At 69.7% G+C, this 21,030-nt stretch carries 21 protein-coding genes and 1 pseudogene; 12 read left to right on the top strand and 10 right to left on the bottom strand.

The window, feature by feature from the left end; genetic code table 11:
* Positions 1 to 786: a PfkB family carbohydrate kinase gene (locus ACK8OR_RS08230; RefSeq protein ID WP_410188929.1), complete on the top strand. Its 786-nt coding sequence runs from the start codon at positions 1 to 3 to the stop codon at positions 784 to 786.
* Between the two features lie 73 nt (positions 787 to 859).
* Here the strand turns inward: ACK8OR_RS08230 and ACK8OR_RS08225 are convergent, their stop codons facing one another.
* The gene (locus ACK8OR_RS08225; protein ID WP_410188928.1) at positions 860 to 1,681 is read right to left on the bottom strand and encodes an amidohydrolase family protein; all 822 of its coding nucleotides are present in this window, start codon (positions 1,679 to 1,681) and stop codon (positions 860 to 862) included.
* 148 nt (positions 1,682 to 1,829) lie between these two features.
* Positions 1,830 to 2,855 carry an aldo/keto reductase gene (locus ACK8OR_RS08220; RefSeq protein WP_410188927.1) on the bottom strand — a complete coding sequence of 342 codons (1,026 nt, stop codon included), beginning with the start codon at positions 2,853 to 2,855 and terminating at the stop codon, positions 1,830 to 1,832.
* 73 nt (positions 2,856 to 2,928) lie between these two features.
* On the opposite strand from ACK8OR_RS08220, the pseudogene ACK8OR_RS08215 reads away from it, so the two are divergent.
* Both ACK8OR_RS08215 and ACK8OR_RS08210 read left to right on the top strand, forming a co-directional pair.
* Positions 2,929 to 3,657, top strand: a pseudogene (locus tag ACK8OR_RS08215) (FGGY family carbohydrate kinase); the annotation flags it as partial.
* A 42-nt stretch (positions 3,658 to 3,699) separates the two neighbouring features.
* Entirely contained in the window at positions 3,700 to 4,410 is a 711-nt protein-coding gene (locus ACK8OR_RS08210) for an FGGY-family carbohydrate kinase (RefSeq protein WP_410189880.1), read from the top strand.
* Between the two features lie 70 nt (positions 4,411 to 4,480).
* Here ACK8OR_RS08210 and ACK8OR_RS08205 read toward each other — a convergent pair whose 3' ends face one another.
* On the bottom strand, positions 4,481 to 5,767 hold the full coding sequence (locus ACK8OR_RS08205; RefSeq protein WP_410188926.1) for a serine hydroxymethyltransferase: 1,287 nt from the start codon (positions 5,765 to 5,767) through the stop codon (positions 4,481 to 4,483).
* A gap of 81 nt (positions 5,768 to 5,848) precedes the next feature.
* Here ACK8OR_RS08205 and ACK8OR_RS08200 point away from each other — a divergent pair, with 81 nt between their 5' ends.
* Both ACK8OR_RS08200 and ACK8OR_RS08195 read left to right on the top strand, forming a co-directional pair.
* Positions 5,849 to 6,670 (top strand): LysR family transcriptional regulator, encoded by an 822-nt coding sequence (locus ACK8OR_RS08200; RefSeq protein WP_410188925.1) that lies wholly within the window; start codon positions 5,849 to 5,851, stop codon positions 6,668 to 6,670.
* Positions 6,671 to 6,809: 139 nt separating this feature from the next.
* Positions 6,810 to 7,505: an outer membrane protein gene (locus ACK8OR_RS08195; RefSeq protein ID WP_410188924.1), complete on the top strand. Its 696-nt coding sequence runs from the start codon at positions 6,810 to 6,812 to the stop codon at positions 7,503 to 7,505.
* A 116-nt stretch (positions 7,506 to 7,621) separates the two neighbouring features.
* Here ACK8OR_RS08195 and ACK8OR_RS08190 read toward each other — a convergent pair whose 3' ends face one another.
* The 5 genes from ACK8OR_RS08190 to ACK8OR_RS08170 form a co-directional block, all read right to left on the bottom strand.
* Positions 7,622 to 8,551: a carbohydrate ABC transporter permease gene (locus ACK8OR_RS08190; RefSeq protein ID WP_298435381.1), complete on the bottom strand. Its 930-nt coding sequence runs from the start codon at positions 8,549 to 8,551 to the stop codon at positions 7,622 to 7,624.
* On the bottom strand, positions 8,548 to 9,654 hold the full coding sequence (locus ACK8OR_RS08185) for a carbohydrate ABC transporter permease (RefSeq protein ID WP_410188923.1): 1,107 nt from the start codon (positions 9,652 to 9,654) through the stop codon (positions 8,548 to 8,550). Before ACK8OR_RS08185 ends, ACK8OR_RS08190 begins: the two co-directional genes overlap by 4 nt.
* A 31-nt stretch (positions 9,655 to 9,685) precedes the next feature.
* A complete protein-coding gene (locus tag ACK8OR_RS08180; RefSeq protein ID WP_410188922.1) occupies positions 9,686 to 10,867 on the bottom strand; it encodes a TauD/TfdA family dioxygenase in 1,182 nt (393 codons plus the stop codon).
* A gap of 68 nt (positions 10,868 to 10,935) precedes the next feature.
* Positions 10,936 to 12,045, bottom strand: coding sequence for a cystathionine gamma-lyase (locus tag ACK8OR_RS08175; protein ID WP_410188921.1), 1,110 nt, complete (start codon positions 12,043 to 12,045; stop codon positions 10,936 to 10,938).
* Positions 12,046 to 12,259: 214 nt separating this feature from the next.
* Positions 12,260 to 13,930, bottom strand: a complete 1,671-nt coding sequence (locus tag ACK8OR_RS08170) for a type 2 periplasmic-binding domain-containing protein (RefSeq protein ID WP_410188920.1) — start codon at positions 13,928 to 13,930, stop codon at positions 12,260 to 12,262.
* Positions 13,931 to 14,085: 155 nt separating this feature from the next.
* On the opposite strand from ACK8OR_RS08170, the gene ACK8OR_RS08165 reads away from it, so the two are divergent.
* A complete protein-coding gene (locus tag ACK8OR_RS08165; protein WP_410188919.1) occupies positions 14,086 to 15,132 on the top strand; it encodes an ABC transporter ATP-binding protein in 1,047 nt (348 codons plus the stop codon).
* The gene (locus ACK8OR_RS08160) at positions 15,129 to 15,767 is read left to right on the top strand and encodes an SGNH/GDSL hydrolase family protein (protein WP_410188918.1); all 639 of its coding nucleotides are present in this window, start codon (positions 15,129 to 15,131) and stop codon (positions 15,765 to 15,767) included. Before ACK8OR_RS08165 ends, ACK8OR_RS08160 begins: the two co-directional genes overlap by 4 nt.
* Before the next feature lie 227 nt (positions 15,768 to 15,994).
* On the opposite strand, the gene ACK8OR_RS08155 is transcribed toward ACK8OR_RS08160, so the two are convergent.
* Positions 15,995 to 16,372, bottom strand: coding sequence for a c-type cytochrome (locus ACK8OR_RS08155; RefSeq protein WP_410188917.1), 378 nt, complete (start codon positions 16,370 to 16,372; stop codon positions 15,995 to 15,997).
* A 142-nt stretch (positions 16,373 to 16,514) separates the two neighbouring features.
* On the opposite strand from ACK8OR_RS08155, the gene ACK8OR_RS08150 reads away from it, so the two are divergent.
* The 3 genes from ACK8OR_RS08150 to ACK8OR_RS08140 are packed head-to-tail and all read left to right on the top strand — an operon-like array spanning position 16,515 to position 18,200.
* Positions 16,515 to 16,973 carry an RbsD/FucU family protein gene (locus tag ACK8OR_RS08150; protein WP_410188916.1) on the top strand — a complete coding sequence of 153 codons (459 nt, stop codon included), beginning with the start codon at positions 16,515 to 16,517 and terminating at the stop codon, positions 16,971 to 16,973.
* The gene (gene rbsK, locus ACK8OR_RS08145; RefSeq protein WP_410188915.1) at positions 16,966 to 17,880 is read left to right on the top strand and encodes a ribokinase; all 915 of its coding nucleotides are present in this window, start codon (positions 16,966 to 16,968) and stop codon (positions 17,878 to 17,880) included. The genes ACK8OR_RS08150 and rbsK overlap by 8 nt, the downstream gene beginning before the upstream one ends.
* Positions 17,877 to 18,200 (top strand): TraR/DksA family transcriptional regulator, encoded by a 324-nt coding sequence (locus tag ACK8OR_RS08140; RefSeq protein ID WP_410188914.1) that lies wholly within the window; start codon positions 17,877 to 17,879, stop codon positions 18,198 to 18,200. Before rbsK ends, ACK8OR_RS08140 begins: the two co-directional genes overlap by 4 nt.
* Here ACK8OR_RS08140 and ACK8OR_RS08135 read toward each other — a convergent pair.
* Complete coding sequence (locus tag ACK8OR_RS08135) at positions 18,197 to 18,721, bottom strand: CIA30 family protein (RefSeq protein WP_410188913.1); 525 nt, start codon at positions 18,719 to 18,721, stop codon at positions 18,197 to 18,199. The genes ACK8OR_RS08140 and ACK8OR_RS08135 overlap by 4 nt on opposite strands.
* 101 nt (positions 18,722 to 18,822) lie before the next feature.
* Here ACK8OR_RS08135 and ACK8OR_RS08130 point away from each other — a divergent pair, with 101 nt between their 5' ends.
* Both ACK8OR_RS08130 and hmgA read left to right on the top strand, forming a co-directional pair.
* Positions 18,823 to 19,509 (top strand): D-lyxose/D-mannose family sugar isomerase, encoded by a 687-nt coding sequence (locus ACK8OR_RS08130; protein ID WP_410188912.1) that lies wholly within the window; start codon positions 18,823 to 18,825, stop codon positions 19,507 to 19,509.
* Positions 19,510 to 19,593: 84 nt separating this feature from the next.
* Positions 19,594 to 20,952: a homogentisate 1,2-dioxygenase gene (gene hmgA, locus ACK8OR_RS08125; protein ID WP_410188911.1), complete on the top strand. Its 1,359-nt coding sequence runs from the start codon at positions 19,594 to 19,596 to the stop codon at positions 20,950 to 20,952.
* Positions 20,953 to 21,030: the final 78 nt, after the last annotated feature.

Genomic DNA, 21,030 nt, shown 5'->3' with positions numbered 1-21,030 from the left:
ATGATCCTCGTCCTCGGATCGCTGCATTGGGACGTGGTGGTCCGGGCTGCCCGTCTGCCCGCGCTCGATGAGACTCTACCCGGCCGGGACGTCGACTATCGCTTCGGCGGCAAGGGCGGCAATCAGGCGCTGGCCGCGGCGGCCTGCGGCGCGCGGGTCGCCTTCGCGGGCGCGGTGGGGTCCGATGACGCGGGCGCCCGTATGCTGGCCGAGCTGGACGGGGCCAGCGTGGACCGGGATCGCGTCGCGCGGGTGGCGGGGGCGTCGGGCATGTCGGTGGCCATCGAGACCGCGACGGGCGACTATGGCGCGGTCGTCGTCACGGGGGCGAACGCGGCGGCGATGCCGGGCGAGGTGCCTGCGGATGTGACCGTCGCGCTGATCCAGAACGAGGTGCCCGCGGCGGCTAACCTGGCACTGGCCCGCGCGCTGCCGCCGGGCGCGACGCTGATCCTGAACGCGGCGCCCGCGCGGGACGTGGATCCCGCGCTGATGGCGCGGGTCGATATTCTGGTCGTGAACCGGGTCGAGGCGGCGCAGCTGGGAGCGGCGGCCTTCGGCGCATGGGCGACGGTCGTCACCAAGGGCGCCGATGGGCTGGCGCTGCACCGGGGCGGCGTCGTGACGGAGATGCCGGCCCAAGCGGTCGAGGTGATCTCGACCCACGGCGCGGGCGATGCGTTCTGCGGCGCGCTCGCGGCGGCGATGGCGGCAGGCGTGTCGTTGGCGAAGGCTCTTGCCGTAGCCCAAGACCATGCCGCGCGACACGTCTCCACACCGCGCTGAGCCTCGTCCTCTGGCCTGAAATACCTCGGGGGAGTCGCCCGGAGGGCGGCAGGGGGCAGCGCCCCCCACTCCTTCAGAGCCGGTAGATCCGCGCCGCCGTTCCGCCGAAGATCGCCGCGCGCTCCTGCGGCGACAGGTCCGCCGTCAGCGCCTCCGCCGCCTCGAGCCACGCGCCGTATTCGGCGCGCAGGCGGCACACGGGCCAATCACTGCCCCACATGATCCGGTCCGCCCCGAACGTTTCGAACAGATGGTCGGCATAGGGGCGCAGATCGTCCACGAACCAACCCTCGGCGGCTTCGGTCACGAGGCCCGACAGCTTGACGCAAGCGGTGGTGTCGCGGGCCAGCCGGGCCATGCCCGCGGCCCAGTCGTCGAAGGCGCCGCCCGCGATGTCGGGTTTCATCGCGTGATCGATCACGGCGCGCATGGGGTGGCGGGTGAGGATCGTGTGGAAATTGGCCAAGTGCCGCGGGAAGCCGAGCGCATCGAAGGTGAGGTCCAGCTCCGCCACCGCCGCGAACCCCCAGGCGACGTCCGCGCGGAGCATCCAGTCGTCGTCGGGGATGTCCTGGATCATCGGCCGCACCCCGAGGAATTTCGGGTGGCGGGCCAGTCTTGCGAGGGTGGCGCGCTGGTCCGCATCCTCGAAGTCGACCCAGCCGACGACGCCGCCGATCCAATCCGTCGCGTCGGCGAGACCCAGCATGTACTCGGTCTCGTCGGTCGTGGCGGCGGCCTGGACGAGCACGGTGCGGTCGATGCCGTGCCGGTCGAGTTGCGGTGCCAGATCGGAGGGCGCGTAGGGCCGGTCGAGGATCGGGTGGCCCTCGGGCATCCAGTCGTGGTCGCCCCGCAGCGGCTGCCAGAGGTGGTGATGGGCGTCGACTCTCACGGTCGGGCCCAGTTGAGGAGGCTGGGGGGCTGGCCCGCAGGACCGAGCCTATAGCCGGGGGGCCAGCCCCCCGGACCGAGCCCATAGCCGGGGGGCCAGCCCCCCGGACCCCCCGGCATACTTCCGGAACATCGAAGGGGTTGGCGGTTCACGTCGGCGCGTCCTCGCGCATCAGGCCCTCGGACTTGAGGTCGGACCAGAGGGCCGCGGGAATCTCGGCCCGGGCGGCGGCGAGATTGCCGTCCATCTCGGCCACCCCTTGCCCGCCGGGCACCACGCTGACGGTGCAGGGGTGAAGAAGCGGGAACTGGAAGGCGGCGTCCACGAGCTTGACGCCGTGGCTCTGGCAGACGCGCTCGATGGCGGCGACGCGGTCGAGGACGGGCTGCTCGGCCACCTCGTAATTGTAGAACGCGCCGGGCTTGGGGCCGGTGGCGAGGATGCCGGAATTGTAGGGCCCGCCGGTCACGATGCCGATGCCCCGCGCCTCGCAGAGGGGCAGGAAGGAGGTGAGCGCCTCCTGCTCCAGAAGCGTGTAGCGGCCCGCCAGCAGGAAGAGGTCGTAATCGCCCCCCTCGGCCAGTTGCTGGCAGACCTCCCATTCGTTGACGCCCGCGCCGAAGGCGGTGATCGCGCCATCCTTCCGCATCTGCTCGAGCGCATGGTAGCCGCTCGATTGCAGCTGGGCGACCTTGGCGTCCACATTGGCGCGGCTGCCCTGATTCGGCACGTCGATGTCATGGGCGAAGAGGATGTCGATCCGGTCGACGCCCAGCCGCTCGAAGGAGCTTTCCAGCGAGCGCATCACGCCGTCATAGCTGTAATCGTAGACCTCGTTGCGGTTCGGGACCTCGAACCACTTTCCGTGGCCGTCGCGGGTTTCGGGCGTGGCGGGCACGAGGTAGCGCCCGACCTTGGTCGAGAGGACATATTCGTCGCGCGGCTTGTCGCGGAGGAACCGGTTCAGCCGCGTCTCCGAAAGACCCAGACCGTAGAGCGGTGCGGTGTCGTAGTAGCGCACGCCCGCCGCCCAGGCCCGGTCGAGGATGGCGTCGGCCTCGTCATCGGTGATCGCGCGGTAGAGATTGCCAAGGGGCGCGGTCCCGAAGCCAAGCTCTGTGAAGGTGAGGCCGCCATTGCCCAGCCGGTCCCAGTGTCGTGTCTTGAGTGTCATCCGGTGCTCCCCTGATCGGCTGACATGCTAGAATGTCCGTGGCGTGGGCGCTAGCGTCCCCGGCGAGGGGGAGCGCGCGATGACCTATCTTCTGGGTGTGGATATCGGGACCTTTGAGGGCAAGGCCGTGCTGGCCACGCCCGACGGCGCGGTCGTGGCCGAGGCCGTGCGGGCGCACCGCATGGACGTGCCGCGCCCCGGATGGGCCGAGCACGACGCCGAGGCCGTCTGGTGGGACGGGTTCGTGGCCCTTGCGCGCGAGGTGCTGGCCGGGGTGGATGCCGCAGAGGTCGCCGCCGTCGCCGTCAGCGGGATCGGGCCCTGCGTGCTGGCGGTCGACGGGGCGGGCGACCCGCTGGGGCCCGCGATCCTCTATGGGGTGGACGCACGTGCCGGGGCCGAGATCGCGGAGATGACGGCGCGGTTCGGGGCGGAGGCGATGCTGGAGGCGTCGGGCAACGTGCTGACGACGCAGTCGGTCGGGCCGAAGGTGCTCTGGCTGCGGCGAAACCGACCGGAGATCTGGGCCGAGACGGCGGCGATCGAGACCTGCACGACCTTCCTCGTGCGCCGCCTGACGGGCGAGCGGGTGCTGGACCACCATTCAGCCGGACAATGGACGCCGTTCTACGATGCGCGCGAGGGCGGGTGGTCCGAGGCAATGTGCGACGGCGTGGTCGACCCCGGTATGCTGCCCCGCCTGATCTGGACCACCGAGGTCGCCGGGCGTGTGACCGCGCGGGCCGCCCGCGCAACGGGGCTACCCGAGGGCGTGCCGGTGACGGCGGGCACGATCGACGCGGCGGCCGAAGCCGTGAGCGTCGGCACGCGCGACGCGGGCGACATGATGGTGATGTACGGGTCGAGCATGTTCATGATCCAAGTGACGGCGGACCGCCTGCTGGACCCGGCACTCTGGTCGGCGCCGTGGCTCTGGCCGGGCACGTGGTGCACGATGGCGGGCCAGGGCACCAGCGGGACATTGACGCGGTGGTTCCGCGACGTCTTCGCGCGGGAGCTGGGGGAGGACGCCTTCGCCGTGCTGACCGCCGAGGCGCGCGGGATCGAGCCCGGGGCGCGCGGCCTGCTCTGCCTGCCCTACTTCTCGGGCGAGCGGACGCCGATCCAGGACCCCCGCGCGAAAGGCGCCTTCTTCGGACTGGACCTGACCCATGATCGCGGCGCGATGTTCCGGGCGGTCTGCGAGGGCGTGGCGATGGGCACGGCGCACGTGGTCGAGACGATCCGCGCGGGCGGGGCGGACCCGGCGCGCGTGCTGGCCGTGGGCGGCGGGGTGAAAAACGACGTCTGGCTGCAGGCGACGTCGGACGCGGCGGGCGTGACCCAGCATCTCTGCCGGCGCACGACGGGGGCGGCGCTGGGCGACGCGTTCCTCGCGGGCGTGGCGGTCGGAGCCTGCGCGCCGCGCGACATCGCCGCCTGGAACCCGGTCGAGCGCGTGGTGGAGCCGGTGGCGCGGGACGCCTATGCGCGGGCCTATCCACTCTGGCGCGATCTCTACGAGACGACGAAGGCCATCGCGCATTCGCTCTGACGGCGGGGGGGGGCCGGCGGCCCCCCTCGCACCCCCCGCACATATTTCCGGAACATCGAAGACGCGGGACTCAGTCGGCGTAGCGCAGCTCCGAAAACCCGGCGCGGAGGGCGGCGGTCTTGGGGGCGACGGTCTCCGGGTCATCGCGGAGTGCGCGGGCGAAGAGCGCCATGAGCGCGGGCGCGTCCGACGGCTCGACGCCGCGGCGGGCCAGCTCGGGCGTTCCGATGCGGAGGCCGTTCATGTCGCCTTCGACCTCTGGAAGGGGCAGGCCGATGCCGCAGGCGAGGAAGCCCGCGCGGGCAAGGCGCCGGGCTATGGTCTGACCACCGCCGAACGGCGCCGCCTCTATCGCGAACTGGTGGCTTTCAGTCGTGCCGTGGACGGGCAGGCCTTCGGTGCGCGCGGCTTCGGCGAGGGCCTGTGCCAAGGCGACCATATGGGCGGCGTATTCTGCGCCGTGGTCGAGCCAGTCTTGCAGCGTGATCGCCAGCGCCGCCGTCTTGGCCACGTCGAAATTGGCGGTCAGGCCGGGAAAGGCGACCGCGTCGAGCCGGCGCGCGATCTCGGCGTCGTTGGTGACAATCAGGCCGCCGGCCGGGCCGCCGAGGGACTTGTAGGTGCTCATGGTCATCAGATGCGCGCCCTCGCCCAGCGGGTTCGGCCAGGCGCCGCCCGCGATCACGCCGCAGAGATGGGCCGCGTCGAACATCAGGGTGGCACCGACCTCGTCGGCGATGGCGCGCAGATCGGCGACGGGGTGGGGATGGAGGTTGAGCGAGGCCCCGATGGTGATGATCTTCGGACGGGCCTCGTGGGCCAGCGCGCGGAGGGCGTCGACATCGATGGTATAGCGCGCGGCATCGACCGGGGCCGGGTGCGTCGTCAGGCCGTAGAGCCCCGCGCAGCCCGGCGCGTGGTGGGTGACGTGGCCACCGATGGCGGGCGGCGGCGCGACGATGGCGTCGCCGGGCTGGGCCAGTGCCATGAAGGACATCAGGTTCGCGAGCGCGCCCGAGGGGACGCGCGCCTCGACATAGGTGGCACCGAAGACGCGGGCGGCGAGGCGGGCGGCGATCACCTCGATCTGTTCGACGGCGTCGAGGCCGGTCTCGTACTTGTCGCCCGGCTGGCCCAGCGACGGACGGCTGCCGAGGCCCGACGACAGCAGCGCCTCGGCCCGCGGGTTCATCACGTTGGTCGCGGGGTTCAGGTTGAAGCAGCGGTCGTCGTGGATGGCCCGGGTTTCGGCGGCCAGCGCCTCGACGGCGGCGCGGGGGTCGGGGGGCAGGGGCAGCGCGTCGATGCGCGCGGCGGCGGGAGCGGAGAGCCAGGGACGGGGGGCGAGATCGGTCATGGGTCGCATTGGCCCGAGACGGGGGCTTGCGGTCAACGCAGATCGGGTGAAGGTGAGGGTCAGGAAAACTGAGGCTTGCCCATGTCCGTCGACCCGCCCCGTGCCCCCGACCTGCCGCTCAACGCTCTGCGCGCCTTCGAGGCGGCGGCGCGGCTGGGCGGGTTCAAGGCCGCCGCCGGGGAGCTGGGCGTGACGCCCGGCGCGGTGACGGCGCATGTGAAGGGCCTGGAGGACCGGCTGGGCGCGCCGCTCTTCGATCGGCTGGCGCGGGGCGTGCGCCTGACGCCGCTGGGGGCCAGCGTCCTGCCGGGGCTGACACGCGCGTTCGACGACCTTGGGACGGCGCAGCACACGCTGCGGACGGGGGCGGCCCCCGCGCGGCTGTCGGTGGCGACGCTGCCGTCCATCGCGCAGCTTTGGCTCCAGCCGCGCCTGCCCGCGCTCCGCGCGACGATGCCGGGCCTCTCGGTCTCGATCACCGCAATGGAGGCGCCGCCGCCGACCAAGCGCGCGCCGCATGACCTGTGGCTGTTCTACGGCCCCGGCGCGGACATTCTGGTCCCGGTCCGCGCGCCGGGCGGGACCGCGACGCGGCTGACGGATGCGAGTTGGGCCGGGGATTGGGCGACCTGGGACGCCGCGACGGGCGGCGTGCCCGCGCCGGGGCCGGTCTTCTCGCTCTACGGGCTGGCCATCGAGGAGGCGCTGCGCGGCGCGGGCACGGCGATGGGACGCCTGTCGCTCGTGGCCGGTCTGCTGGCCGAGGGCCGGCTGGAGGAGGCGGGCGCGCGCGTTCTGCTGGACGAGGGGCTGGAGGTCACGGTGGCACATCCCGGCCGCATCGCCCGGCTGGCGGCGACTTGGCTCAGGGCGGAGGTGGAGGGACGGCTGGACGTATTTTGAGGATCGGCTCGGTGCCCAGCGCAGACGTTCCGGGCTGTCGCTGGGGAGCAGGGTCGCACTTTGCTGCAAGACGGCGACGCTATGTTGGCGCATGATGCACAAATAGCTTTAGAATTCGTTAATTCTGGGGGGATTCCTGATGGGCCATTTTCGACGCCGCCGATGTGCTTTTTTGTTCTGTTCGGTGCTTGTCGCCCTTTCGGCACAGGCGTCCGCTCAATCCTTGTCGGATTGGTCCGGTTCGTATGCCGGGGTCGTATTCGGATTTGGGAGCGCGGGAGCCACTGGTATCCAGGATTGCTGTGGCTTCGACCCCGGAGATGACCCTGACAACCTTTCCCCTGACGGCATGTTGGGCGGCGTCCAACTCGGCTTTGATCGGCAGCACGGCCGGCTTGTCTACGGCGTCGTAGCCGACGCTGTACTTGCGAACGTAAGCGCCTCGCAGAACAGCCAGTCGGAGGCGATCCCCAACCAAAGCGACATCAAGATAGACGGCATGCTAAGCCTGCGGGCGAGGGCCGGTTACTCCATCGGAGACGTGTTGCCCTACGCAACTCTGGGCGTCGGTTACGTATCCGCGAATTATTCCATGCGGGACCCCGATGGCGCCGATCCGTTCGGCCAAGTCAGCCTCGACGGGTTCGGCCCCGTCTTCGGGGCCGGGGTCTCTTGGCTTGCATCCGAGGATACGAGCATAACGTTCGAAGTCCTTCATTATCAGCCGAACGGTCGTGTCGGCACTGCTGGTCTGACGTCTGACTCAAATCCGGAGGACTTCGTCGCGATAGACGGTGTGACGACGGTTCGAGTTGGAGCGATGCTGCGCTTCTAGGTGGTTTTCCTCACGCGGAAACCGGCCAATCGGATGGCATCACGTGCTGCGTTGGTCCAGGGACGTCTCTGTCCAAACGCCAGACCAAGATCCGTTTCCAATCTGCCTGCCGACGCTTACTTTACAGCGCCCGCCGCCATGCCCTTGATGATGTACTTCTCCAGGACGATCCCGATCACGATCAGGGGCAGGATCGCCGCGAAGCTGAGCGCGGCCATCGACCACCAGGAGATGCCCTGCGACCCGGTCTGCGACGCCACCATCACGGGCAGGGTGTTGGCGTGGGTCGAGGTCAGGAGCGCGGCAAAGAAGTATTCATTCCACGTCAGCACGAGCGACAGGATGAAGGCCGCGACCATGCCGGGGGCGGCGATGGGCAGGATGATCGTCAGGAACGCGCCCCAGATGCCGAGGCCGTCGACCATCGCCGCCTCCTCGAGCTCGGTGGGGATCGAGCCGAACTGGTCGCGCATGATCCAGATGACGATGGGGAGCACCGTCAGCGTGTAGAGCAGGATCAGGCCGATGCGGGAGTCCAGCATGTCGAGCTCGCGGTAGAGGACGAGAAACGGCAGCGCGAGCACCACCGGCGGCAGGATCAGCTGGCTGAGGAAGAAGAACGAGATGTCGCCGTTGCGCATCGGACCGAAGCGGTACTGGAAGCGCGAGAGGCCATAGGCGGCGCAGGCCCCGAGGATGACGGCCAGCAATGAGGCCGAGACCGAGATGATGGTCGAGTTCCAGAACCGGCGCATGAACTCGTCGCGCACGGTCGAGACGCTACCGATCGTGTCGGGCGACAGGCCGAGCGCCCGCCACCCGAGGCGTTTGGGCTCGAAGTCGACATAGGGGATCATGTTGCCCTGCATCACGTCGGGCGCGGCTTTGAAGCTGGTGGTGATGGTCCAGTAGATCGGGAAGAGGCAGATGATCGCCCAGGCGATCAGCAGCGCGTAGATCGCCACCTTCGACAGAACGAAGCCGGGGCGGAAGGCGCGGTCGGCCTCGCTGTCGTGGAAGATCTGGGTGGCGGGCGCGTCCGTCATGTCTGGGGCTTCGTCCAGCGTTCGGTGAGTTTCATCAGGACGGTCATGAAGATCACGATGGCGATGAGGTAGAGGAAGGCCAGCATCGTCCCGTAGCCCACGTTCGAGCGGTCGCGGTATTCGCGGAAGATGAAGCTGGTGACGGTGTCCGTCGCGCCGCCGGGGCCGCCGGAGGTGATGTTGATGACGATGTCGGCGAGCTTCAGCTTGAAGATGATGCGGATCAGGATCGCGGTTATCGAGACTGGAAGCATCAGGGGGAACGTCACCTCCCAGAAGCGGCGCCAGGGCGATGCGCCGTCGACCTTGGCGGCCTCGATCAGCTCCTTCGGCACGGCCTGGAGGCCCGCGAGCAGCATGATCATCATGAAGGGGATGAAGGTCCAGGCGTCCATGACCATGATCATCAGGCGCGCGATCTCGGGGGTGCCGAAGAAGCTGGGCGTCTCCCATCCCAGCTCGCGTGCAAGGCGGGCCATCGGGCCGAAGCGCGGCTCGAACATCGACTTGCCGACCATCCAGGAGACGGCGACGGGCGACAGCATCAGGGGCAGAAGGAACGCCACGCGGAAGAACTTACGCGCCCGGATCTCGGCGTTGAGAAGGAGCGCGAGACCGAAGGCGATGACGTATTCCACGAGGATCGCCGCCGTATAGAGCACCATGTTCCAGAGCGCGTTGAGATAGAACGGGTCCCCCATCGCCTGTCGGGCGTTGTCGAGACCGTTGAACTGCCGCCCGTCGGGCGAGGCGAGGTTCCAGTCGCTGAGTGCAATGCCGACGCCGAAGATCAGCGGGAAGATCACCAGCGCGCCCACGAAGAGGGCCGCGGGCAGCACGAAGAGCGTGCGCTTGCCCTGCTCGCCATGCAGCACCACCTGTGCCCAGCACAGCAGCGTCGCGAAGAGGCAGAAGGCGTAGAGCGTCGGGCGCCAGCTTTCGAAGCCGAGATCGAGGCGGCCGGTCTGGTCGAACCATTGCAGCGCGCCGACCGCCATCAGGAGAGCCAGCCCGCCCCAGACCATGGTCCGTCCGGCGGCGCGCCGCGCAGGCGTGATGCGGTCGTCGGTGACGATGTGAAGCTGCTCGGCCATTGCTGACATGTTAGTCACGCCGCCCGGCGGTTGGGAAGCGTTATCGCGTGCCCCGCCGCAGGACCCGGATGCGCGACCAGAGCTCGTCGCGGTCCGAATAGACCCCCTCGATGAAGCGCGCCCCGCCCGCCGCGTCGTAGCCTGTGCGCCCATGCAGCGCGCGGCGGTTGTCGAAAGCGAAGAGATCGCCCGCCGCGTACCGCACCTCCATTCGGTAGCGCGGATCCTCGGCCCGGACCGCGAAGGCGCGCAGGCTCTCGTAGGCGCGGCGCTGCTCGTTCAGCGGGGCGACCACGGGCTGGCGCAGCCAGACGGTGTAGCGGATCTCGCGGACGGCGCCCTCTGCGTCGAGCGCGATCACCGGCCCCGTCGCGCGGTAGTCGGTGTCGCGGGCGCGGTTGCCGAAGGTCCAGTCGAGGGTCGTCAGCGTCTCGAAGAGATCGGGGTCCTCGGTTCGGATATCCTCGGCCACCCGGTAGCCGTCGACATAGGTGCCCATGCCCCCGGTCGTCGTGTTCTCGCGGCAATGCAGGAATTGCAGCCCCGGCGGGCATTCGCGGCTTGCGAGATCGGTATGGGGCGGCAGGGCGTGCGAGGTGTAGGCGTTGCTGGTCGGGTCGTCCTGGATCGCCAGCGTGAAGACGCGGCCGAAATTGCTGTCGCGGATCGTGCCGATGCGACCGGCGATCTCGAGGAGGAGGCCGTCCCGCTCGGGCAGGCCCCGAAGGCGGGCGACGCCATTGCGGGCCAGCGCTTCCAGCCAGGCGAGGAAGGTCGTGTTATCGGCCAGGGCGGTGGGCCCGTCGAAGCTCGGCACCTCGGCCATCGTCGCGTCCCAGAGCACCGGCGCGGCCCTGTCGGGTTCCGGCACCTGTCCCAGCCATGCCGTGCCGCGCAGCCAGCCAGGGTGGTAGCGGCAGGTGTCGGGCCGGTCCGTGAAGACGACCCCGAGGATGCCGTTTTCGACCGATGCCGACCGCACCGACAGGTCGGCGGGGATCGCCGTGGGCGAGATCAGCAACTCGCGCGAAAGGGGGTGGATCGTCTCGGCATCGGGGCTGTTCTCGCGCAGGAGGCGGGCGAGGTGGATGCTCTCGGCACCGTCCGCCCAGATGACGCGAACCGCATCGCCCTGGGCACGGGCGGCGACGGGGCGATGGGTGACGGGCCAGGTTTCGAAATCGGGCGTGTAGGGCAGGTCCGGCAGGGTCTCGTCGCGCATGTCGCCTCCAGGGATGATCCCCCCGACGGTGGCGCCCGATTGCGACGGCGTCTCGCCCGCCCGCGACGTCAGAGGGCTGCGAGTCCCCGGTCGATGGCGGAGAGCAGCGGCGCCTCCGGTTCGATCCCGATGGACAGCCGCAGGAAGCCCTCGGGCACCGCATCGCCCCAGCGGGCGCGGCGGTCGGCGCTGGTATGGGTCGAGCCGAAGCTCGTGGCGGGCAGGATGCATCCGGCGGCGGCGATGAAGCGGTCGGCGGCGGTACGGTCGGGGAACGTCGCGCCGATGACGAAGCCGGGCGCGTGCATCTGCGTCCGGGCCAGCGCGTGGTCGGGGTGGTCGGCAAGGCCGGGAAAGCGCACGGCGACGCGGTCGTCCGATGCCAGCCGTTCGGCCACGGACCGCGCGCTGCGACACATCCGCTCGAGGCGCAGCTCCAGCGTCTCAAGCGAGCGCGACAGCATCCATGCCTCGAACGGACCGGGGATCGCGCCGGTGAATTTCCGCGTCGCGGCCAGCCGCTCCATCAGGTCCGCATCGACGGTCGCCACATGCCCGAGGATCAGGTCGCTGTGCCCGCCCGCGGCCTTGGTGTCCGATGCCAGCGTGATGTCGGCCCCCAGCGCCAGCGGTCGCTGCAGAAGCCCCGTGCAGAAGGTGTTGTCGACGGCCAGCAGCGCCCCCGCCGCCCGACAGCGCGCCGACAGCGCGCCGAGGTCGATGAGATCCAGCGCCGGGTTCGACGGCGTCTCGACCAGCACGAGCGCCACGTCCGAAAGATCCGCCCCGAGCATCTCGCGGGTCGGCACGGTGACCATCTCGACGCCCAGCGGCGCGAGCGTCTCGCCCGCCAGAACGCGCGTGTGGAAATAGCCGTCTGCGGGCACCAGCACCCGGTCGCCGGTCTTCAGCACGCTCAGCATCACGCCCGCGATGGCCGCCATCCCGCTCGCAAACAGAAGGCTCGGCGCGCCCTCGACCGCGGCCAGCCGCGCCTCGCAGGCCTGCACCGTGGGGGTCGCATACCGACCGTAGATCGCGTCGGGCGCGGGCTGGTCGCCCAGCCGGAAGGTCGAGGTCGAGACCATCGGCTCGGCCACCGGGTCGCCATCGGCCAGCCGGGACGTACGGTGATGGAGAAGGTCGAGGACCTGCGTCTGGATGTCGTCTGGCAGCATGGGCTGGACCTTTCGGATCTGGCCCGAACTGGCCCCCGACGCGCGCCGCTGTCAATCGCGCCCCCCTCCTCTGGCCCCAAATACCTCGGGGAGCGCGAGGGGAGACACCTCGCCGGTCGGGCCGGGGCTCGATGTCCCGGCCCGATCGGGCCTGGCACCACGGAAAAGGGGCGAGCCCGTCGCCGGACGCGCCCCCGATCTCAGACGATGCGGTTCACATCCCCAGCGACGCCTTGTAGAGCGCGATCTGGCTGTCGCGGCCGATCTGGTCGGTGATCTCCTCCCAAGCGGCGGCGATGGCGTCCGCGGTCTCCTGCGCCGAGCCGTATTGGCCCGCGAAGCCCTTCGCCAGCTCGTCCTCGGCGACCGAGTAGTACTGGAAGATGCCGGGGATGCGCGGCTCGATCGCGCCGTTGGGGTGGTTGTAGCTGTCGAGATTGGCGCCGAGGAAATCCTCGACATAGGCGCGGTCGTAGCCCGCCGCTTCCCATTCCTCGTACTGGAAATGCGAGTTGCGGTAGGGCTGGAACCCCGACGGATAGGCCGAGGCCCAGAGCGAGAGGTCCTTGCCGCCCAGATGTGCCGCCGCCGACCAGGCCGCCTTGTTCTTGAGCGCGTCCTCTTCGGTCTTGGCCATCACGTAGACGCCCCAGCCGATATAGGCGAGGTTCGGGCTCTCGTTGCGGCCCTCCTCCCATTCGCCGGATTGCGAGTTGTAGACGCGCTCGGCGGCCGGGTTCATCGAGAAGGCCGCGACCTCGCCCACGACCGACGTATCCGAGGTCCGCGCCGCGGCACCTACATCGCCCCACCAGGTCAGCGCGGCGCCGGTTCCCGCCAGGAACTGCTGGAACGCGGTCGTGCCGGGATCGGCGTTGATCTGGTCGGCCGGGTAGGCCCCTTCGGTCGCAATCAGGTCCATCACGTCCTGGATCGCCTGCACGAAGGCCGGGTTGTTGACGCGGGGCGTCATCGTCTCGGGATCGAACAGCCAGGCTGGATCGTCCGGGTGCTTGGCATAGGGCGTCGCGCGGTCCTCGAGGAAGTAGAACCCGAAGCCGCCCCAACCCTTGAGCGGGTCGAGGAAGCCATGCGCGGGCAGACCCGTCAGCGGGTCGGTCTTGCCGGCAAGGAACTTCGAATGCGCGTTGACCTGCTCCCAGGTCTCGGGCGGGGCCCAGGGGCCTTCGCCGCCCTCGGCCGCCCAGGCCTCGGCGAATTCGGCGTTGTCGTAATAGTCCTGGCGATAGGCCATCGTGTGGCAGTCGCCGTCGATGGATACGCGGTAGGTCTTGCCGTCCCAGGTGCCCACGGGGGCCTTCAGGTAGTCGACGTAATCGTCCATGTCGATGATGTCGGCGACCCATTGGGGCATCTCGGAGGCCATGCCGCGGCCCAGAACGTCGCCCTCGAAGGGCGCGCCCATCTCGATGATGTCGAAATCGACCGTTCCGGTCGCGATCGACTGCTGCAGGCGCGCGTTGTAGTCGGCCTGTGCGAGGTCGATCCAGTTGATCGTGGCCCCGGTGTAGTCCTCCCACGACTTCAGGAAGCCGCGGAACAGGAAGTTGTGCGTGTTCTGGTTGTTGAGACCCATGAAGGTCAGCTCGACACCCGCGAACTCGCCCTCGGCCACGCTTTCGCGCGTCGCCCCGAGGCACATCTCGCCCACGCGCTGCCAATCGGCGTCCGTGGGGCTGCCCGATCCGACGCCCGGGATCTGAAGGATCTCGGCGCGCAGATTGCCATGGGCGTCGGCGAAGGCGCCCTTCGGCATCAGCGCGCCGCCCGCCGCGAGACCGGCCGTGGCGGCCGCGCCCTGCAGCATGGCGCGACGATTGAGCTTACCCGTGCGCAGGAAGTGTTCGTAGATGCGGTGCTTCATGTGATCCTCCCAGATCGGCGCCCTTTCCGGGCGACCTTGACCCTGCGACAGTCACCGCGCCGGACCCGACCTGTCAAGGGACTGGCATGTTAGCATGTCGGACGTGACAGCCGCCGGACGCCCCGCTAGCGTCGGCCCGAGCGAAGGGGAGACGAATGGCCAACGTGACGATCCGCGACCTGCGGAAGTCCTACGGGACGACGGAGGTCATCCACGGCCTCGACATCGACATCTCGGACGGGGAATTCGTCGTGCTTGTAGGGCCGTCGGGTTGCGGCAAGTCCACGCTCCTGCGGATGGTCGCGGGCCTCGAGGGGATCACCGGCGGCACCATCGCGATCGGCGACCGCGTTGTGAACAACCTCGCGCCCGCGCGCCGCGACATCGCGATGGTGTTCCAGAATTACGCGCTCTACCCCCATAAGACGGTGCGCGCGAACATGGCCTTCAGCCTGCGCATGGCAGGCATGGACAAGGCGCAGATCACCGAGCGGGTGGACCGCGCGGCGGGGATCCTCGGGCTGACGGATTACCTCGACCGCTATCCGCGGGCGCTTTCGGGCGGGCAGCGGCAGCGGGTGGCGATGGGCCGCGCCATCGTGCGCGACCCGCAGGTCTTCCTCTTCGACGAGCCGCTGTCGAACCTCGACGCCAAGCTGCGCGTCCAGATGCGCGCCGAGATCCGCGAGTTGCACCAGCGGCTGTCCACGACGACGATCTACGTCACCCACGACCAGATCGAGGCGATGACGATGGCCGACAAGATCGTCGTGTTGCAGGGCGGGCATGTCGAACAGATCGGCTCTCCGCTCGACCTCTACGACCGGCCTGCGAATACCTTCGTCGCCAGCTTCATCGGCTCGCCCTCGATGAACCTGATGCCGGGCGAGGGTGTGGCGGACGGCGTCGCGGTGGACGGCCACGTCCTGCCGGTGCCGGGGGTCATTGCAGGCCAAGGCGTCACGTTGGGCCTGCGCCCCGAGCATCTCTCGCTGGCCGAGGCGGGGCTGCCCGCGACGGTCTCGGTGGTCGAGCCGACGGGATCCGAGACCCATGTGATCGCGCGGATCGGCGAGCGCGAGGTGACGGCGGTCACGCGCGACCGGCCCGGCATCCGGCCCGGCGACCGCATCCACCTGATGCCCGCGCCCGGCACGGTTCACATCTTCGACCGCCAGAGCGGCGCGCGGATCGATCCGTGACGATCCTCGTCTTCGGCGACAGCAACAGCCATGGCACGCGGCCCTTCGCCCGGCTGGGTCAGCTGGACCGCCATCCGCCCGAGGCGCGCTGGCCGATGGTCATGGGCCGCGCGCTGGGGATCGAGGTGATCTGCGAGGGGCATCCGGGCCGGACGACCGTCCATGACGACCCGATCGAGGGGGCGCATAAGAACGGCCTGCGGGTGCTTCCCGCGCTTCTCGAGAGTCACAGGCCGATCCGGCTGGTGATCGTCATGCTGGGCACGAATGACTGCAAGGCGCGGTTCGGCCTGCGCGGCTGGGACATCGCCGCCGGTGCGGGGCGGCTGGCTCAGGTTGTGCAGGGCTCGACGGCGGGACCCGACGGCGGCGCGCCGGACGTAATGCTGGTCGCACCCGTCCCGCTGGAGGAGGCGGGCGTGCTGGCCGAGATGTTCCAGGGCGGCCGCGCGCGCAGCCGGGCCATCGCGCCCGCGCTCCGCGAGACGGCCGAGGGGCTGGGCTGCGGGTTCTTTGACGCGGGCCGCGTGGCCGAGGTCGATCCGCTGGACGGGGTGCACATGGACGGCGCGGCGCAGGTGGCGATCGGGCTTGCGATGGCCGACGCGGTGGGCGCGCGGCTGGGGCAGGGTTAAGACAAGGGGAGCGCAGGGGTCCCGCGCCGTCCGGGCGTGCGCGCACGGCGTGGCCGATAACGGACTTAATTCGTCCGGTCACCCCCGCGGCAGAGAATATTCGTACGAATATTCTCTGCCTGCGAGGCGTTGATAATCCATGAAGGCGGCGCGGCGGCAGGCCAGGCCGGACGGCGGAGCGCGCCGTGCCAATCCCCGGAGGCCAGCCCTGACCGTCCGATCGCCGATCAGCGCTGGATGCTTTCGAGGTAGCGGGACAGCGCCAGGAGGTCGGCGGGGATCGGCGTCCCGATCCCCTCCTCGAATTCCACGACGACCGTCGGCCCGAGGTCCTGGGCTCCGAATTCCGGCATCACCGCCGCCGGGTCGCCATGGCGCCCCAGCCCATCGATCTGACCCAGCACGCGCGTCGTCGGGAAGTCCCCGCCATTGCGCGACGAGATGCGCGTCAGGTCGGGGCCCGTCCCGCCTGTCGCATCGGCACCGTGGCAGGCCGTGCAGTCCTGCGCGAAGAGCGCCATGCCATGGGCCGCGTCGACGCGCACGTCCTCGGGCGCGGTCTGGCAGGCGGCAAGGGCGAGGGGCAGAAGAGCGATGAGGCGCATTGGAGTCTCCGGGCGAGGGTTCGGGTGTCGCGACGATCTTGCCCCGGCCGCTTGGCGCATGTCTTGACCCATCGCAAGCCGCCGTCTTGCCAGCGGCGCGCCGCCGGGCCTAGCGTGGCCCGCACCAAGGGAGGACCGAACGATGCTCAAGGGACTGGACCCGATCCTGAACGCCGATGTGCTCTATGCGCTGCGCGCGATGGGGCATGGTGACATGCTGATCCTGGCGGACACGAACTTCCCCTCGGACGCGATCGCGCAGGAGACGGTCCATGGCGAGGTGCTGCGCATCGACCGGCCGATGGCCGAGGTCGCCCGCGCGGTCCTGTCGGTGATGCCGCTCGACACCTTCGTCGAGGATTTCGCGGGCCGCATGGAGGTCGTGGACGACGCCGCCACCGTCCCGCCGGTCCAGGCGGAGGTGCAGGCCGAGATCGCGGCGACCGGCGAGACGCGGGACATGGTGGGGATCGAGCGCTTCGCCTTCTACGACCTCGCGCGCGACGCCTATGCCGTGATCCAGACGGGCGAGCGGCGGTTCTATGGCTGCATCATGCTGCGCAAGGGGGTGATCGGGCCGGAAGACAGGTCCTATGACTGATGTCGTGATCCTCGGGGTGTTCGTCGCCGACACCGCCTACCGCGCCGACCGGCAGCCCCGGATGGGCGAGACGATCATGGGCCGGTCCTTTGCACTCGGCCCCGGCGGCAAGGGGTCGAACCAGGCGGTCGCCGCGGCGCGCGCGGGCGGCGACGTGGCCATGGTGACGCGGATCGGATCGGACACCTTCGGCGACATGGCGATGGCGACATGGGAGGAGGCGGGGGTGACCCCGGCCGTCGAGCGGAGCGACGAGGCGACGGGCGCGGCCCATATCTTCATAGACGCCGAGACGGGCGACAACGCGATCATCATCGCGCCGGGTGCGGCCGCCGGGATCGACGCGGATTTCGTCAACGGCCACGCGGCGTTGATCGGCGGAGCCAAGGTCTTCGTCACCCAGCTGGAACAACCGATGGACGCCGCGGTCCACGCGCTGCGCATCGCGCGGGAGGGCGGGGCTGTCACCATCCTGAACCCTGCGCCCGCCGCGCCATTGCCCGAAGGGATGCTGACGCTCTGCGATTATGTCACCCCGAACGAGACCGAGGCCGAGGCGCTGACCGGGATCGCGGTCACCGATGCCGCGTCGGCGCGCGCGGCGGGCGAGGCGCTCTTGGCTGCGGGTGTGGGGCGGGCCGCGATCCTGACGCTCGGGGCGCAGGGCGCGCTCTATCACGACGCCGACACGACCGAGATAGTGCCGGCCTTCGACGCCGGCCCCGTGGTCGAGACGACGGGGGCGGGCGACGCGTTCAACGGCGCCTTCGCGGCGGCGCTGGCCGAGGGCATGTCCCCGCGCGACGCAGTGCGCTTCGGCTGCGCGACCGCGGCCATCAGCGTCACGCGCCCCGGCACGGCGCCGTCGATGCCGTTGCGGGCCGAGATCGACGCGCTGCTCGGGTGACCGATCCCCGCGCCGCGCTGGAGGGCGAGCTGGCCGAGTTACGGGCCGCGCGTGATGGGACGTCCGAGGCGCGACGTCCCGTGGTGCTGGACCAGCAGAGCGTCGGGCGCCTGTCGCGGATGGACGCGATTCAGAACCAGGCGATGGCGGCGGGAGAGGAGGCGCGTCGATCGGCCCGGATCACCGTCCTCGAGGCGGCGCTCGCGCGGGTCGACGCGGGGACATGGGGGCTCTGCGTCGATTGCGAGGAACCGGTCGAGGCCGCGCGCCTCGCCTTCGATCCGGCGGTGCTGCTCTGCCTCGATTGCCGCCAAGGCTAGCGGTAGAGGCGCATCCCGGCCACCGCGATATCGACCGTGAACTCCCGCCCGACGGCCAGCACACCGATCCGCCGCAGCCCGGCGGGATCCCACACGATGTCGGTGCGGTTGGCCTCGAACGCGTCGAAGGGCAGGCGGATCGTCGTCCAGTCGGGTGGCGCGGCAAACTCGGCGCGAAACGATTGCCAAGGCCGCGTCATCCCTTCGGTGCGCAGGCGCATCTCGTAGGTTTCGCCATTGCCGATGACGTCGAGTTCGATGCCCGTCCAGCCGGACACGTCGCGCGGGACCGGGGTCGCCATCTGGATGAAGCCGCCGTTGTTCTCGGTCGAAACCTCGCCCGTCAGGCGCACCGCGTCGCGCCCGGCGACGCTCTCGCGCGTCGCCCGCCCCTCGGAGACGCCGCCCATGACCGTGTCGGCGACGTAGCCCCAGTCCGGTTCCAGATCCATCTGCATCTCCTCGGCGTGGGCGGGCAGGGCGGCCAGCAGGGTCGCCGCGATGAACATGCGTCGCTTCATGCTTCGCGATCTAGGCCGCCCCCGCCGCTCGGAAAGACGGATGGCGTCGAGGGGCGAAGGCGCTATCGTCGCGCGAGACACGCCCGTAGGAGGAGACCGGCATGAAGCGGTCGAGGATCAATGCCATCATGGCCGAGGCCGACGAGATGATGCGCCGCCACGGCTTCGCGCTGCCGCCCTGGGCGCGCTGGTCCCCCGAGACCTTCGTCGCCCGCCGCACCGAGGCCGCCGAGGTGATCGACCATCGCTGCGGCTGGGACATCACCGATTACGGTGCAGGCCGGTTCGACGAGATGGGGCTGTTCCTTTTCACGCTGCGCAACGGCGATCCGGCGGAGCTGCGCGCGGGCGGGGGGTTCTGCTATGCCGAGAAGCTTCTGATCTCGCGGCGAGACCAGCTTTCGCCGATGCACACCCACATCACCAAGACCGAGGATATCATCAACCGGGGCGGTGCCACGCTGGTGATCGAGCTTTACGGCTCGGACGAGGCGGGGCGCTTTGCCGAGGACGCAGGCGGGCGGGTCGCCTGCGACGGGCTCTACCGCGACTACGCCCCCGGAGAGCGGCTGGCGCTGGCGCCGGGCGAGAGTGTCACGCTGCGCCCCGGCGACTGGCACGCGTTCTGGGGCGAGGGGGGCGACGTGCTGATCGGCGAGGTCTCGACGGTCAACGACGACCTCACCGACAACATCTTCCGCGAACCGATCGGTCGCTTCGCCGAGATCGAGGAGGACGTCGCGCCGACCCACCTTCTGGTGAGCGATTACGACACCTGGCTGAGCTGACGGCGGCCGGTCCCCACGCCAGTTGGGCGTTGATAGTTGCAAGCGCAACGATTATTGGGGCAGGCAGGAGCAGGGAGGAGCATCATGAACGAGGCACCCGCGTCGCACAGCCTGACGACCGCCTTGACGCCGGTCGGCACGGTCGAAGGCTACATGCCCGGCTTCGGAAACGACTTCGAGACCGAGGCCCTGCCCGGCGCGCTGCCGCAAGGCATGAACAGCCCGCAGAAGGCCAATTACGGCCTCTATGGCGAACAGCTTTCAGGGACGGCGTTCACCGCCGACCGTCCCGAGCGGACGTGGTGCTATCGCATCCGGCCTTCGGTCAAGCACACGCACCGCTTCGAACGGATCGACCTGCCCTACTGGACGACCGCGCCGCATATCCCCGACGGCGTTACCTCGTTGGGGCAGTACCGCTGGGATCCGCTGCCCCATTCGGGCGAGGCGCTGACCTGGTTGACGGGCATGCGTACGATGACGACGGCGGGCGACGTCAACACGCAGGTCGGGATGGCGGCGCACGTGTATCTGGTGACCGAGAGCATGGTGGACGCCTATTTCTACTCGGCCGACTCCGAGCTTCTGGTCGTGCCGCAGGAGGGTCGTCTGCGGTTCTGCACCGAGCTGGGCGTCATCGACCTCGCCCCGCAGGAGATCGCGATCCTGCCGCGCGGGCTGGTTTACCGCGTCGAGCTGCTGGAGGGACCGGCGCGCGGTTTCGTCTGCGAGAATTACGGCCAGACCTTCGAGCTTCCGGGGCGCGGCCCGATCGGGGCCAACTGCATGGCCAACCCGCGCGACTTCAAGACACCGGTCGCCGCCTTCGAGGATCGCGACGCACCGTCGACCGTCACGGTCAAGTGGTGCGGCCAGTTCCACGAGACCCGGATCGGCCATTCGCCGCTCGATGTGGTGGCGTGGCACGGCAATTACGCGCCCTGCAAATACGACCTCAACACCTACTGCCCGGTCGGCGCGATCCTGTTCGACCATCCGGACCCGTCGATCTTCACGGTCCTGACCGCGCCCTCGGCCAGCCCCGGCACGGCGAATATCGACTTCGTGCTGTTCCGCGACCGCTGGATGGTGGCCGAGGACACGTTCCGCCCGCCCTGGTACCACAAGAACGTCATGTCCGAGCTGATGGGCAACATTCACGGCCAATACGACGCGAAGCCGAAGGGGTTCGTCCCGGGCGGGTTGTCGCTGCACAACATGATGCTGCCGCACGGGCCGGATCGGCAGGCCTTCGAGGGCGCGTCGAATGCCGAGCTGAAGCCCATGAAGCTGGAGGCCACGATGTCCTTCATGTTCGAGACGCGGTTCCCGCAACACCTGACCGAATTCGCCGGGCGCGAGGCGCCGCTGCAGGACGATTACATCGACTGCTGGACGGACCTGCCGAAGCTGTTCGACGGGACGCCGGGGACGAAGGGATGAGCGGCCGGACCGCGGGCGCGGTCGGCCGGGGCAGGGGCTCTGCCCCCGAGCCCCCGAGGTATTTTTGGCAAGAGGGCC

Source organism: Jannaschia halovivens, from assembly GCF_046452375.1.
GTDB classification, from domain to species: Bacteria; Pseudomonadota; Alphaproteobacteria; order Rhodobacterales; family Rhodobacteraceae; genus Jannaschia; species Jannaschia halovivens.
Note: the sequence above shows the minus strand (reverse complement) of the source record. Positions and strands in the feature narration are given on the sequence as shown.

Bases quoted from the DNA above. Each gene is read 5' to 3' on its own strand.
- ACK8OR_RS08230 (WP_410188929.1), top strand. From the start codon at position 1: ATGATCCTCGTCCTCGGATCGCTGCATTGGGACGTGGTGGTCCGGGCT.
- ACK8OR_RS08220 (WP_410188927.1), bottom strand. From the start codon at position 2,855: ATGACACTCAAGACACGACACTGGGACCGGCTGGGCAATGGCGGCCTC.
- ACK8OR_RS08210 (WP_410189880.1), top strand. From the start codon at position 3,700: ATGATGGTGATGTACGGGTCGAGCATGTTCATGATCCAAGTGACGGCG.
- ACK8OR_RS08205 (WP_410188926.1), bottom strand. From the start codon at position 5,767: ATGACCGATCTCGCCCCCCGTCCCTGGCTCTCCGCTCCCGCCGCCGCG.
- ACK8OR_RS08200 (WP_410188925.1), top strand. From the start codon at position 5,849: ATGTCCGTCGACCCGCCCCGTGCCCCCGACCTGCCGCTCAACGCTCTG.
- ACK8OR_RS08195 (WP_410188924.1), top strand. From the start codon at position 6,810: ATGGGCCATTTTCGACGCCGCCGATGTGCTTTTTTGTTCTGTTCGGTG.
- ACK8OR_RS08190 (WP_298435381.1), bottom strand. From the start codon at position 8,551: ATGACGGACGCGCCCGCCACCCAGATCTTCCACGACAGCGAGGCCGAC.
- ACK8OR_RS08185 (WP_410188923.1), bottom strand. From the start codon at position 9,654: ATGTCAGCAATGGCCGAGCAGCTTCACATCGTCACCGACGACCGCATC.
- ACK8OR_RS08180 (WP_410188922.1), bottom strand. From the start codon at position 10,867: ATGCGCGACGAGACCCTGCCGGACCTGCCCTACACGCCCGATTTCGAA.
- ACK8OR_RS08175 (WP_410188921.1), bottom strand. From the start codon at position 12,045: ATGCTGCCAGACGACATCCAGACGCAGGTCCTCGACCTTCTCCATCAC.
- ACK8OR_RS08170 (WP_410188920.1), bottom strand. From the start codon at position 13,930: ATGAAGCACCGCATCTACGAACACTTCCTGCGCACGGGTAAGCTCAAT.
- ACK8OR_RS08165 (WP_410188919.1), top strand. From the start codon at position 14,086: ATGGCCAACGTGACGATCCGCGACCTGCGGAAGTCCTACGGGACGACG.
- ACK8OR_RS08155 (WP_410188917.1), bottom strand. From the start codon at position 16,372: ATGCGCCTCATCGCTCTTCTGCCCCTCGCCCTTGCCGCCTGCCAGACC.
- ACK8OR_RS08150 (WP_410188916.1), top strand. From the start codon at position 16,515: ATGCTCAAGGGACTGGACCCGATCCTGAACGCCGATGTGCTCTATGCG.
- rbsK (WP_410188915.1), top strand. From the start codon at position 16,966: ATGACTGATGTCGTGATCCTCGGGGTGTTCGTCGCCGACACCGCCTAC.
- ACK8OR_RS08135 (WP_410188913.1), bottom strand. From the start codon at position 18,721: ATGAAGCGACGCATGTTCATCGCGGCGACCCTGCTGGCCGCCCTGCCC.
- ACK8OR_RS08130 (WP_410188912.1), top strand. From the start codon at position 18,823: ATGAAGCGGTCGAGGATCAATGCCATCATGGCCGAGGCCGACGAGATG.
- hmgA (WP_410188911.1), top strand. From the start codon at position 19,594: ATGAACGAGGCACCCGCGTCGCACAGCCTGACGACCGCCTTGACGCCG.